9 protein-coding genes are annotated in these 13588 nt (G+C 48.4%); 4 read left to right on the forward strand and 5 right to left on the reverse strand.

What is annotated here, in order from left to right; all coding sequences use genetic code 11:
• Nucleotides 1-115: 115 nt before the first annotated feature.
• Nucleotides 116-1420, reverse strand: coding sequence for a glutamate-1-semialdehyde 2,1-aminomutase (gene hemL, locus IXB50_RS06045; protein ID WP_215608050.1), 1305 nt, complete (start codon nucleotides 1418-1420; stop codon nucleotides 116-118).
• Between the two features lie 309 nt (nucleotides 1421-1729).
• Between hemL and hisIE the strand changes: the two genes are divergently transcribed.
• The 3 genes from hisIE (at nucleotide 1730) to IXB50_RS06060 (ending at nucleotide 4717) form a co-directional block, all read left to right on the forward strand.
• A complete protein-coding gene (gene hisIE, locus IXB50_RS06050; protein WP_215608051.1) occupies nucleotides 1730-2371 on the forward strand; it encodes a bifunctional phosphoribosyl-AMP cyclohydrolase/phosphoribosyl-ATP diphosphatase HisIE in 642 nt (213 codons plus the stop codon).
• A gap of 81 nt (nucleotides 2372-2452) precedes the next feature.
• Nucleotides 2453-3616, forward strand: a complete 1164-nt coding sequence (locus tag IXB50_RS06055) for a DNA double-strand break repair nuclease NurA (protein WP_215608052.1) — start codon at nucleotides 2453-2455, stop codon at nucleotides 3614-3616.
• A gap of 360 nt (nucleotides 3617-3976) precedes the next feature.
• Nucleotides 3977-4717, forward strand: coding sequence for a phycobilisome rod-core linker polypeptide (locus IXB50_RS06060; protein ID WP_215608053.1), 741 nt, complete (start codon nucleotides 3977-3979; stop codon nucleotides 4715-4717).
• 177 nt (nucleotides 4718-4894) lie between these two features.
• Here the strand turns inward: IXB50_RS06060 and IXB50_RS06065 are convergent, their stop codons facing one another.
• The 4 genes from IXB50_RS06065 to groES form a co-directional block, all read right to left on the reverse strand.
• Nucleotides 4895-6727 (reverse strand): DUF3685 domain-containing protein, encoded by a 1833-nt coding sequence (locus tag IXB50_RS06065; RefSeq protein WP_215608054.1) that lies wholly within the window; start codon nucleotides 6725-6727, stop codon nucleotides 4895-4897.
• A gap of 103 nt (nucleotides 6728-6830) precedes the next feature.
• Entirely contained in the window at nucleotides 6831-8678 is a 1848-nt protein-coding gene (locus IXB50_RS06070; RefSeq protein ID WP_215608055.1) for a hypothetical protein, read from the reverse strand.
• A 660-nt stretch (nucleotides 8679-9338) separates the two neighbouring features.
• Nucleotides 9339-10973, reverse strand: coding sequence for a chaperonin GroEL (gene groL / locus IXB50_RS06075; protein ID WP_215608056.1), 1635 nt, complete (start codon nucleotides 10971-10973; stop codon nucleotides 9339-9341).
• A 205-nt stretch (nucleotides 10974-11178) separates the two neighbouring features.
• Entirely contained in the window at nucleotides 11179-11490 is a 312-nt protein-coding gene (gene groES / locus IXB50_RS06080; RefSeq protein ID WP_023072995.1) for a co-chaperone GroES, read from the reverse strand.
• 426 nt (nucleotides 11491-11916) lie between these two features.
• Between groES and IXB50_RS06085 the strand changes: the two genes are divergently transcribed.
• A complete protein-coding gene (locus IXB50_RS06085; protein WP_215608057.1) occupies nucleotides 11917-13425 on the forward strand; it encodes a two-partner secretion domain-containing protein in 1509 nt (502 codons plus the stop codon).
• Nucleotides 13426-13588 lie beyond the last annotated feature (163 nt).

Below are 13588 nucleotides of genomic sequence, written 5' to 3' on the forward strand. Positions count from 1 at the left end.
GAGTGATCAGTCCTTGATGAATGAATAAAATTTGGGTAATGGCCCTTATGAACCATTACCCAGCCTGTTTATAGAAAGTGCTAGCTTGGGGCTGCTGTAAACACAGCCCATCAATCTAAATCGAGGAAAGCACGGTACGGGCAGCCGCCAATGTATTAGCAATGTCGTCATCCGTGTGCTGTAAAGAGGTAAAGCCAGCCTCAAACTGAGAGGGTGCTAGGTATACCCCTTGCTCTAACATACCCCGATGGAAACGGCTAAATTTTTCCAGGTCCGACTTCTTGGCATCGTCATAGTTATGAACAGGGCCTTCAGTGAAGAACATACCAAACATGGCGCTGATGTTACCACCACAAACAGCATGGCCATTTTCACGGGCGATTTCTAGCAAACCGGTAATCAGCTGATTTGTTTTTGATTCAAGCTGCTCATAGGCACCAGAACGCCCCAAAATTTCGAGGGTCTTGATACCCGCAGTCATAGCTAGAGGATTACCTGACAGTGTACCGGCTTGGTATACCGGACCCGCAGGGGCAACCATTTCCATAATTTCGCGGCGTCCGCCGTAGGCACCAACGGGTAGACCACCGCCGATGATTTTACCCAGGGTGGTCAGGTCAGGAGTAACGCCTAGTTTTTCTTGTACACCGCCGTAGGCAATGCGGAAGCCGGTCATAACTTCGTCAAATACCAGCAGTGTACCGTTCTCTTCAGTGATTTCCCGAAGGCCCTCAAGAAAGCCTGCATCGGGAGTGACAAAACCAGAGTTACCAACAATAGGCTCTAGAATGACACCGGAAATTTCGTCAGGATTTTGTTCAAAGAGTGCTTTAACAGCTTCCAGATCGTTATAGGGAGCGGTGAGCGTCGCTGCCGTGGTGCTTTTGGGTACACCGGGAGAGTCGGGCAGGCCAAGGGTCGCCACACCTGAACCAGCCTTGACCAGGAACATATCAGCATGGCCGTGGTAGCAGCCTTCGAACTTAATGACCTTGTCGCGACCGGTAAATGCTCGCATCAATCGCAGTACAGCCATGCAAGCCTCGGTACCTGAATTGACGAAGCGCACCATCTCAATGCTAGGGACAGCGGCAATCACCATCTCAGCCAAAACATTTTCGAGGTAACAGGGCGCACCAAAACTGGTGCCTTTTTGTAGGGCCTCAACTAAGGCAGTGTTAACTTCATCATTGGCATGACCGCAAATCGCAGGGCCCCAAGTGCCGACATAGTCAATGTATTCGTTGCCGTCAACGTCCCAGATATGGGACCCCTTGACGCGATCAAATACGATAGGTTGGCCGCCAACGGACTTGAATGCCCGTACGGGAGAGCTAACGCCTCCAGGCATCAAGTTTTGGGCTGCCGCAAAAATCTCATCTGATTTAGTGGTTTTTAATGATGATGTGGTGGAAACCAACGGGCTCTCCTTATTGTTAAATTCGTTTGTTCTAAGGGATCAACTGACAACCCGCAATAGCTGCCGTTGTGCAAGGATACTGACTTGAATGCCTTCTTCATGCATCCGATGGATATTCTGTCAGGAGACCGCTTCGCCCTCCAAGAACGGCATTAGATTAGTGATGGCGAAGATTGCAGTATTCTCAATCCTATCGTTTGTGATTGCATCTATTGCAATATGTTAAGGAATGTAGCAATGCAGTGAAAGCCCGCAAACTGCGACAATAGGGCTGCACTGAGCTGACTGGATACTGAACTAACACGGATCATGAGTACCTCGCTTTCTTTCGTAGGCGCTATTCCCACTGACAAAATTCGCTACAACGATCAGGGTCTGGTACCTGCGATCGCACAAGATTATCTCGATGGCACAGTGCTAATGATGGCCTGGATGAACCAGGAATCATTACAGAAAACCTTAGAAACCGGTGATGTGTGGTATTGGAGCCGCTCCCGACAGGAGCTATGGCATAAAGGAGCCACCTCAGGCCATCTACAAAAGCTCAAGGCGATTCGCTACGACTGCGATAGTGATGCCCTACTGTTGTCGATTGAACAGGTAGGCGACATTGCCTGCCATACCGGGGAACGTAGCTGTTTCCATCAAGTGGATGGGGGGGTTACACCACCAACAGCGGATACGCTTTCTCAGGTGTATGGGGTGATTTGCGATCGCAAAGCCAATCCCAAACCCGACTCATACACCAACAAGCTATTCGCAGGCGGCGACAATAAAATCCTCAAAAAAATCGGCGAAGAATCCGCCGAAGTTGTCATGGCCTGTAAAGACGACGACCCTGACGACATCGCCGGGGAAGTGGCCGACTTGCTATATCACACCCTCGTAGCCCTAGCCCACCACAACGTAGACATCAAGGACGTCTATCGGAAATTACAATCGCGCCGATAACCTCATGTAGGGGCGTTCTATGGAACGCCCCTACATGATCAACCCATGGCACAATAGCAGTACAAATGCCCTATTTTGCCCATGGCGATCAAACCATCTCAAATCCAGGCGATCTTGCAGAAAAAGCGCAAAGACTTTCGTAGCTTTGAGAGTAGTAATCAATCAGGCTTAGAGGCCTATCAGGCAGCTTGGCAGGACTTATGTTCAACTCAACCTGAGCAGTTGCAAGATTGGCTAACCACCCATCAAAGGGGCAATGTCGGAGCCAGACCGCTAGAGCCACTGAGCAAACCAGGTGTTTGCCGAAGCAACCTGAGGTGGAGCAACCGTGAACATAGCTTGCAATGGGTGAGCGAACATCTGAGTGGGGTAACCACATTTGCAGTAGACGGTTCACAGATTTTTTCCAGCAAAGATCTATCGCTGCCCATTGCCTTAGTTCAGGTTGGTTGGTTTGAAAACCCTCACACGCCTGACGGGGCTTACACCAAAGATATTGAATTAAACATTCTCACCCCACGCGACTTAAGGGTTCACGATCCGTCCACCCATGCAGAGCGCATCGTCAATCTGCATCGATTTCAGATGGAAACGGAACGCCTAGTCAGTTACATCGAACAAGTAAAGGATCCAGAACACTGTCTGGTTTTTTTCGATGGATCTCTGGTGGCCACTTTTGCCGATGCCTATGAGGAAGATGCCCGGAAAGCCTATGTCAAGGCGCTTTTGAAATTATTACGGGCAAGCGAACATCACCGGGTCCCGCTAGTGGGATATGTGGATACTAGCTATGCCCATGATTTAACGACTCTTTTAGAACTGTTCATTGGTGTGGAGAAAATGCTTGCAGTCCATGATGCACAGATGCTGAGTCGTTTTATGGAGTGGGGGGATTGTACGCCAATATTTAGGTGCGATCGCACCGGCATTCTCGCCGACTACAAAGAACAGTCAGACCGCATCACCTTTACCTATCTGAAAACCAACCAAGGCCCCCCAGCCCGCATTGAAATGCCTCGCTGGATGCATGAAACTGCCCTTACCGACCAAATACTCAACTGGGTTAGAGCGGAAACCATAGTGGGTGGTGGTTATCCCTATGCCATTGAAACCGCCGATCAAACTGCTGTGTTACAAACTAGCGATCGCCAAATCTTTTTTCGAATCCTCCAAGACTGGGCCAGCCACGAACAGCTACAGCTGCGTTGGTCTCGCAAAATGATGAGCAAAATCCGCCGTCGCTAAAAGTAACAGAATATTACGACTTCTCATTTTCAAAGACAACACTACTTAGATATCACAGATATTTTTGATTTACAGATCAACTAAGCATTTGTACTCAGCCATAGTCAGGCAAATCGTTACAATTAAACCGCAGCCTCCCCAAGGCATCATCAAGCCTATCTATGGTCAATGAGGAAAATTATTGATTTTCATTGTGTTTAATTGAGTTTCCGTACATTTTTTTTAAGTGCTCTCCGCCATGTTCATAAACTTGGATCTAACGGAGGACGAGAACTCCCCATATAACTGCACTTTGGGTAGTGACAACAGCTACCCAGCAGTTTTTCCCTGGCACTGCACTAGCAAAAGGATTTGCACCCAATGACCTTACCTTTGTTAAGCTATCCCACCAGTTGCCAAAACCAGCGTGTGAGCGGTTTTGAAGTTCCCGGTGATGAGCAGCCCCGTATCTTTTCCACCACGCTGCTACCCGATGCTCAGGAAATTGAAACTCTAATCTTGGCTGCCTATCGCCGCATCTTTAATGAGCAACAGCTTTTAAGCTGCCATCGCGATCGCTTTTTAGAGTCTCAGTTGCGTAGTTCTCAGCTATCTGTCCGTGAATTTATTCGAGGATTGCTGCTATCTGAATCCTTTAGACGGCTCAACTATGAGTGCAGCAACAACTACCGTTTTGTCGACATGTGTGTTCAGCGTGTGCTGGGCCGCCGAGTATATGATCAGCGTGAAACCCTAGCCTGGTCAATTGTGTTAGCCACCGAAGGCATCCAAGGTTTTGTCAATGCATTGCTTAACAGCGATGAATACATGAATAACTTTGGTGAGGATACTGTGCCCTACCAGCGTCGGCGCATTTTACCTCAGCAATCTATGGGTGAAATCCCATTTGAGCGCATGCCTCGCTACGGTAGCGCACATCTAGAACAACTTAAGGCGTTAGGATATGACTTTGCCGGTGGTGGGGATGTGCTCTTCGGCGATGGTATGCCTCCAGAAGGGTTACGGAAAGTTGGGGCAGTCCTTACAGTGGCAGGTGCTGTCATACTCACCAGCGGAGCTGTCGCCGTTATTCTCTCCTGGTTCGGTTGGCTGAAGATTTAACAGTCAATCTCAAGCATGCCAACCTGCATCAGGTAGGCCAATAAAAAGAGTTCGGCAGTCAGGAAATGGATCCATTTCCTGACTGCCGAACTTTATGGTTAACGACATTACGTAGGGTCGCCACCGTCAAGTAATCTCTGAGACATTACTCAGGAAAACAGAACCTATCGTCGTCATCTACTCCCACTCATTAAATGTAGGCGGAGCCTGACGTTGTCTAGCTCGACGGGTATCTTGCCAAGCACTACCGATCCCTTGCAAAATCCCCCGCCCCACTAAACCAATTCCTCGTCCCACTACCTCGGTAAGCACATACACTACGCTACTGCCCACTAGCGCAATCATGGCTCGAACGCGAGGGCTCAAGGCATCGCGAGTTTCGAGTAGTAGAGTCATCGCCCAGGGTAACCCCGATAGCTGATCGAGTTCAGCACGACGAGGAGCATAAATCGGTGTCAGCATCATACCCCTTGGCCCTAAGGTATAAAGACGATACTGGCTCTCAAAGATGGCCGTAGGCTCGTTAACCAAATGATTGACACGATAGCGCCAAGATAGCTCATTACGAAAGCGCTCAATGTCACGGGTAGAAATAATCCGACGACTGTATAGTCCCTTTTTGATCACTTCCACATCTGCCAAACGATTGAGTAAGGGTTGCATCACAGCGTTCCCAACTTGGATCAACAGATTTTCTAACAGTTTCTCACTCTGGACCAATGCCTCAGGTGTGGTTGCAATATAAGTGGTCCCATCAATCACCATGGCATCCTGAAACAGCCAGTGGGCCAACAAAGCTGGTAATAGTGGAATATGCGCCAGAATATCCTGCTCAACCGTATCTTTTTCTTGATAGAGCACAGCCACAAGCTCTTGCTCGACACCATTTAACGGCACAGTGTAATAACGGCCAAAAAACTCCTCGATGGTGGCAACCCACAAATCTCGCAAAATCTGGGGTGATTTGTCCCGTAGCTGTCCGGGCTGTAAAGCCGATTGCCGCAGGTCGTCCAATAAATCTTCAAACTGCCGCAGAATGATAAATAGGAGCTCTCGTTTTTTATCAAGGCGGAGAATATCAATTTCTAACGGTTCTGACGTCGTATTTTCTAAATCAGTTTGGAGCTTTTCGAAGACAGCTTCAAACACCATGTTTTGGACATCACCGCTACGTAGACTTAGGTTCGCAGGTCCTGTGGCCGTCACAGCAGTAGTGCCTAGGGCACTGGGCATTGGAGCTGCCAATTCCGTTGACTCTCGCTTAGATAAACGAGGGCTTACATTCTTTTTCACCCAGCCTGCATCTGCATAGTTACGCGTGGACCAAAGGTGCTTGGTAAACCAGCGAGCTGCTTTGAGTTCCCGCATTTGTCCTGACAAAATCTGGCGTTCCAGCCAGGATAGGCGAGAACGCCTGAGCTGAGCTGAGGTTTTGGCAAGCTGCCGTTCAATTTGAGCTAACCCTGCCAGCCGCATACTCAAACGCATCGCAGTCAGGGGGTCAGGAATCTGTGGAAGTTGTTTGGAGCGCTGTTGCTCAAGGTTATCAACAACGGCTCCTCTTGCTACCGTACGAATCAGCTGAGCCAGCTCACGTACAGGCATACTGCGAGTGCCATAACCATTGGCTCCTACCTGACGAGCTGCTGCTTCAAGAACGGGCTCGTCACGGGCACTCAGCATCAAAACAGCCAGCTTAGGAAATTCGGTTTTGATGGATTTACATAACTGTAACCCTGAACTAGTAATGGGTTCAGAGCCTGTATCGCTAGCTCCTAACCCCAAATCAACAATCACTAGATTAATGGGACGCTGTCCACGCAGGGTGGGATCAGTAAAGGCTTTGGATTGGGTGAGATCGCACTTCCGCAAAATCGCCATCGCCTCAGCCGCATTGGCTGCTTCAGCCGCAATTTGAAATCCAGGTAGTTGCTCCAACCAAACCCGCAACCCCAACCGAAAGGTGGGATCTTCGTCCACCAGCATTAATTGCAAGGTAGGTTCACTCATACCGCCTGATGTCATCTCACCGTTCTAGTATCTCCCACGGGCTGAACTTTGCGATGCTGATGACTGTTATCTATAGGAATATGGCCCCCAAACGATAGGCGAACTACTCATAATCATCCTCGTAGTCATCCTCTTCCTCGTAATAGTCGTCTTCATAATAGTCATCATCTGCAGGTGCTCGCAGGGATTCGATATAAGCGCGCTCGGCATCCCAAATGGCAATAGCATTACTAGCTTCGCGGTATAGGGCTCGACCGGGAGCAATCCGAGCGGCAACTGCGATCGCATCTGACAATCTACCTTCGTATGCCAATTTCTCAGCTTCATTCAAAATCGGCCGATCTTCAGCAACCTGAATCCGAGTTGTCCACTCTTTGATCGAATCCTGAGCCTGACTATACAGTGCCCGTCCCTTCTGAATCTTTCGAGCTTCAGTAATGGCATCCCGTAGCTTACCTTTACTCGCCAGATCCAAAGCCTTGCTGTAAAGAGGCTGATCTTCTAAAACCTGAATTTGTTTCGTCCACTGAGCAATATTTGTTTGTGCATCTATCCGTAGAGCTCTGCCCTGCTGAATCTTGCCAGCCTGAGCAATCGCCGCTTGTAAACTCGCCTTATCTCCCTTATCTGCCAGCTGTTGAGCCTGCGCCAAAAAGGGGCGATCCTCAATCCGCTGAATTTCTTTTGACCAGTGGGCAATCAAGGTTTGAGCCTGCTGACGCTGAGGTCGATCAGCAGCAACTACCTGAGCTTGTTCGATAGCAAGCTGCAATGCACCTTTTTGATTGAGATTAGCTACAAGTGCTGCTCCATAGAGCTGTTGCAAATCCTTTAGCTGATTGTTCCACAGCATCAATTTAGCCTGAGCCTCGCTGTAAAACAGACTGTCATTCCCAATGCGCTGTGCTGCCTGAATCGCCTCTCGCAGATTTAGGATATCTCCATAGATAGGCTCCCAATCCTGACGAAACTTAGCCAGTCGCTGAGCATGGGCAAACAAAACCAAGTCCTTGGCCTCAGGCTCTATCGCTAAATCTACCGGTACCTGTTGAATGATAGTGATGGCTCCATCTAGATCTTCCTGCTCCCACTTTTGAAAGCCATAGTTCAGAAGACTCACAGCCCAGTCATCTACTAATGGCTTGGCCTCGGGCCATGCTTGACTTTGTACATCGATCTGCCGAACCAACGCCAAGGCTTCTGCCATATTTTCTATGTTGCCGCTACCAGCCAGGGTCTTGGCTTTGATCAAGTTACGCCTGGAATCTTCTTCTCGCTGAATAAACTGCCCTAAGTAACGATGACGATCCTTCAGCCAATAATCACTGGTTAAGCGCTTCATGGCACGCAACTGCTTGCGTGCACCGCTCCAGTTTTGATTACCAATCGCTTCTGTAACAGCAGCTGTAATCTCTCTTCCCGTTGTCCACTCTTGCTCCCAACGCTCTAACGCGGTCTCAGCTTCTGGGTAGATCTCTGCCCGGGAGGGGATAACCTGCAACAACTGGGTTGCTCGGTCCAAATGTCCCGTTTGCATCCGCTTTTGCGCCAGCTTAAACAGGCCCTTAGACCATCGATTAGCCACTTCCTCAGAGTCCTTATATAAAGGATGAGACTGATCCCAATTGGCAATGAGCTGGACACTAGCAACTAAATCTCGCTCAGAACCTGATACGGATGCTTGCCTGGCACAATAAAGTCGTTCGCTATCTGCACTAAATATAGAAATGTCATCACATTTGGGCAAAGGGGGTAAGCGAGTAATCATTGCGATCGCCCAAAGACCTAGCGCACTTGATGACGCCAATAGAAACAACCATAATCCTGAACAGAACCAAGTTTGTCGGCCTTTTGGCCGCCCACCTCTAGGCTGACGCAGAGCCCCCTCACTTCCAGTAGGCGCTACAGAAGATGAACTAAATTGCTGCGGATCGGTAGGCGTAGCTGTCATTAGCGGCAATGTCCCAGAAAATATAGGCCGACATGGGGCTCCCCCGAGAAATCCGGGAAATTCTCAGTGTGGAGCCTGTAGAAACCACACTAGACCTGACTGTTGTAACGCAAGTCATCAGGTCCGTAAATGCCCTAATTGGCTTAATTCGCTAAAGCTCACCTCAAAAAACGTACGTGGATATGACCCGTTTTTTATCTGACCATTGCTCCACCAAGGTACTGACTGAGTTAGGAAGGCTGTTAGGGACTAAACCAAAAATTTTGCTGTCATTGTAGTGGCAATTGACCGAATTACACAGGTTTTTGATAAAAACCTTTGTCAAAAAGAATATTTAGAGCCTTGTCCTGAGACGTTTCAAGGCCATCAACCAGAAGAAAGTAAAGTTAGCAGCCTCCTGGGCACGCATTTTAGCCAAGTGCATAGTGGGTAAGACGCTGTTGCCTTTCGTGCTCACGACGATTCTGGCGATATTCAATATAGTCTTGATAGGTTTGAGGTAGCCACCAGGCAATAGTTGATTAGTAAAAGCTCACTCAAATTAATCATAGATCGACGAACAACTGCCCATAAAAAAGCGGCAGGTGATCAACACCTACCGCTCTTTAGTCAACAATTATCGATGCTCGTAAGCGTCAATGAATTAATTGCAAAGTAACCTTAGTAGTCAAAGTCACCCATACCGCCGCCAGCGCCAGCGCCAGCTGCTTCCTTAGGCTCAGGCTTATCGACAACGATACACTCAGTGGTCAACACCATAGCCGCAATCGAGGCAGCATTCTGAGTGGCAGAGCGAGTTACTTTCGCGGGGTCAACGACACCAGCTGTCAACATATCAACGTACTCGTTAGTCGCTGCATTAAAGCCAATGTTGAATTCCTTTTCTTTGACTCGTTCAGCAACAACCGCACCGTTCTGACCAGCATTCTCAGCAATACGCTTGAGGGGAGCAGTCAGAGCACGAGTCACAATTAGAGCACCTGTCAACTCTTCACCAGCGAGGTTAGCGTTGGACCACTCTTCAAGGCCGGGCGCTAGATGAGCCAGGGTAGTACCCCCCCCAGGAACGATACCTTCTTCAACAGCAGCCTTAGTGGCGTTGATCGCATCTTCTAAACGCAGCTTGCGGTCTTTCATCTCAGTTTCGGTAGCAGCACCGACTTTGATCACAGCCACACCACCGGAAAGCTTAGCCAAACGCTCCTGCAGCTTCTCCTGGTCATAACTAGAATCAGACTCTTCGATTTGACGACGAATCTGCTCGCAGCGTGCCTTCACATCCGCTTCGTTACCTTCAGCAACCAAGGTGGTGTTGTCCTTAGTCAAGGTGACACGGCGAGAGGTGCCCAGCATCTCAAGGCTGACGTTGTCGAGTTTGAGACCAGCGTCTTCAGTGATTACCTGACCACCAGTCAAGACAGCAATATCTTCTAGCATGGCCTTGCGGCGATCGCCAAAGCCAGGAGCCTTGACAGCAGCTACGTTAAGAACGCCGCGTAGACGGTTAACAACGAGAGTAGCTAGCGCCTCTTTCTCGATATCCTCAGCAATGATTAGTAAGGGCTTACCAGAGCGAGCAACTTGCTCAAGCACAGGGACAAGATCCTGCACAAGGGCGATTTTCTTATCAGTCAGTAGTAGGTAGGGATCATCTAGAACCGCTTCCATGCGCTCAGTATCAGTCGCAAAGTAAGGGGAGATATAACCCTTGTCAAAGCGCATGCCCTCAGTGATTTCCAGCTCAGTCGTCATGGACTTGCCTTCTTCAAGAGAGATAACGCCTTCACGGCCTACTTTCTCCATGGCTTCGGCAATCATTTTGCCGACTTCTTCATCGTTACCAGCAGAGATAGTACCTACCTGGGCGATGGAAGTAGAGTCACCAACAGGCTGAGCTTTTTCAGCAATTCGCTCTACCAGATAAGCAGTGGCTTTTTCGACACCGCGCTTAAGCGCGATCGCATTTGCACCTGCCGCTACGTTACGTAGACCTTCTTTAACAATGGCGTGGGCTAGTACAGTTGCAGTGGTAGTACCATCACCAGCTGCATCATTAGTCTTGGAAGCCGCCTGTCGGATTAGAGCAACACCGGTATTCTCAATGTTGTCCTCTAGCTCAATTTCCTTAGCGATGGTGACACCATCGTTAACGATTTGAGGAGAGCCAAACTTCTTTTCAAGGACAACGTTACGCCCCTTGGGACCAAGGGTAACAGCAACAGCCTCCGCCAAAGTATCCATACCCTTTTCAAGGGCACGACGAGCATTCTCGTTATATATAATGCGCTTAGCCATGAATTAACCTATGTTTCAGAACGTTTGAGATGAGTCTGGGGGTGGGGACAAGAAGCAGAGTTCTTGAGTTTTTAATTTTGAGTTTTGAGTTCTTAGTTAAGAAGACCAGGCTTTAGTAGAACCACAAAAAGTCAAACATTCCTGACTTTAAGAAGTCGCCCTCAACTCAAAACCCAACACTGAAAACTCAAAACTAAATTGACATTTAGCCAACGACTGCCAAAATATCCTTCTCAGATAGCAGTACATAGTCGTCACCACCAAGCTTGATATCAGTACCTGCATACTTGGAGTAGAGGACTTTATTACCAACTTCTACATCGGGAGCCTGACGACTGCCATCATCGCCACGCTTACCAGGACCAACAGCAGTGACTTCGCCAACCTGGGGCTTTTCCTTAGCCGTATCAGGCAGCAAAATACCGCCAGCGGTTTTCTCTTCAGATGCGCTGACTTTAATAAGAACGCGATCACCTAGGGGAGTGACGCTTGAAACACTCAAAGAAATGGCTGCCATAGTTTTCTCCGAACTCTGATAGATCAATCATTCGGCAATTGCACCAGGGCGGTATTAGCGCACCTGAGCAGTCCCCCTTAAACCTTGCCCACACCCAGAACTGGAGTTTTTCTGTAATGGAAACTACAGAGTTCAACTTGGACGTGACTTGTCAACAAAAGGGGTTAATAGGGGAAGAAGCTGCAACCTAGACACGGTTTAGCACTCTCTATTGCCGAGTGCTAATTTATCGTTTGAGGAGCTTTGATTGCAATACATTCAGGGGTACGGGTTCCCGAACTCAGCATAGGGTCCCAGCATTGACACAACTTCATGGTTTCCACACATTGATCTTTATCATTACTTCAGGTTGGATTAAAAATTCCCCGTATTATTTATATAAGTGGGTGACATCTGTAGTTCTTGATACACGTTTGATTAGTGCATATGCTGACACGCTGTCTAGCTGTTGCTAACCCCATGACCTGCAAACTTTTCTACTTGCTCCTGGCAATCGCTCCCCTGTGGATACCTGGGCTACATAAAGCGGCCACTGCTCAGGCATCAGCTGAAATATCTCTTCCCATTACTCCAGCGATAGAGCCAACAGCCTCTACACCGACAAGTATTCAACCAGCAACATCGGCTACAACTGTCATTCAGCAAGCTAATCAGTTCACGATCACCGGTGGGCAATCCTCAGGCAACCCTGCGCCCAACCTGATCCATCAGTTCCAGCAATTTGATCTGAAGTCGACTGACGAAGCAAATTTTGTAGTCAATCCCGACGTCGCTAACGTCATTAGTTTGATCAATAGCGCTCAACCTTCATCCATTGACGGCTTGTTAAAACTCACCAGCAACGACCCTGATTTAGCAAGCAGTGCAAATCTTTTTCTAGTCAATCCTGCTGGCATTATCTTTGGTGAAAATATCAGCCTCAATTTACCAGCAGACCTAACTGCGACTACCGCATCAGCACTATTGTTTGACAATACTTACCTGCTATCCATAGACGGTAACGTCAGTGAAATAGCGTTACCAACGAATGAAGTGTCAGGGGTATCATCCATCAACGTGAGCTCACCAACCCTTAATAACCTCACTGGTGAGCCCACCGGCTACCTCTTGCTATCAACTCCAAATAGCTCTGCCATATCAGACCCGCTGGCAGCAACCCTACCTACAGGCAGTATTGAAAACCAAGGTAACTTACAAGTAGCCCCACATGCAGCAATTAACTTAGTTGGTCAGTATGTCCAAAACGACGGCAATTTAATTGCACCAAGCGGCATCGTAAATCTTGTAGCCAAATCTGGAGACAATTTACTACACCTAAGTCAACCAGGTAGCCTAATCTCATTGGATGTCATTCCAGCCGATACGCTTGAGGTTTTATCACCGGTAGCTGGCAATTCATCTACGGCGGCATTACCTTCGACAGCCATAGCACAATTACTAACAGGCGGAGAAGAAGAAAGTGCAACAAAAATTGTCAACAATCCAGACGGATCTCAGACACTGGCAAGCGCTCCCTCTCTGACACCTAGACCAGGCACAGTTTTAGTTCGGGGGGAAGTAGATGTTTCAAATAACATGCCTACGAACCAAACTAGCTCCCCAGGTACCGTTAATATCTTAGGCGACCAAATCAATCTTATCGGCGGCGACATCAATGCCAACGGCGTTGATCAGGGCGGCACCATATTCATTGGGGGCATGCCCGTTATTGATAATTTTCGTGCCGCCTACGTTGTAGTTGGTCGTGGCTCAGAGATTACGGCCAACGCATCAAAAGGCACTGGCGGAACTATCCATATATGGGCTGACGACACCCTCAAGTTTTATGGATCAGCCACAGCAACTGGCGTAGATTCAGCTCGTGATGGCAGCGTCATTATTAATACTGACAATGTGTTAGATATTCGACAGCAAGAGGATACAGGCTTTAGATAGGACACATTCTTGTTGCCTATAACCACCTGCAAACTGTTGACTATTTCTCCGGCACCCATCAGTTAATTGGCATCTGAGCAATAGCAATACCGAACATTTGAATAGACAAAGAGGGGGCATGGTGATCACCATGGCCCCTCTTTAATGCACACAAAACACTTTA

This window comes from Leptothoe spongobia TAU-MAC 1115, assembly GCF_018739885.1.
In the GTDB taxonomy this organism is placed as follows: Bacteria; Cyanobacteriota; Cyanobacteriia; order Phormidesmidales; family Phormidesmidaceae; genus Leptothoe; species Leptothoe spongobia.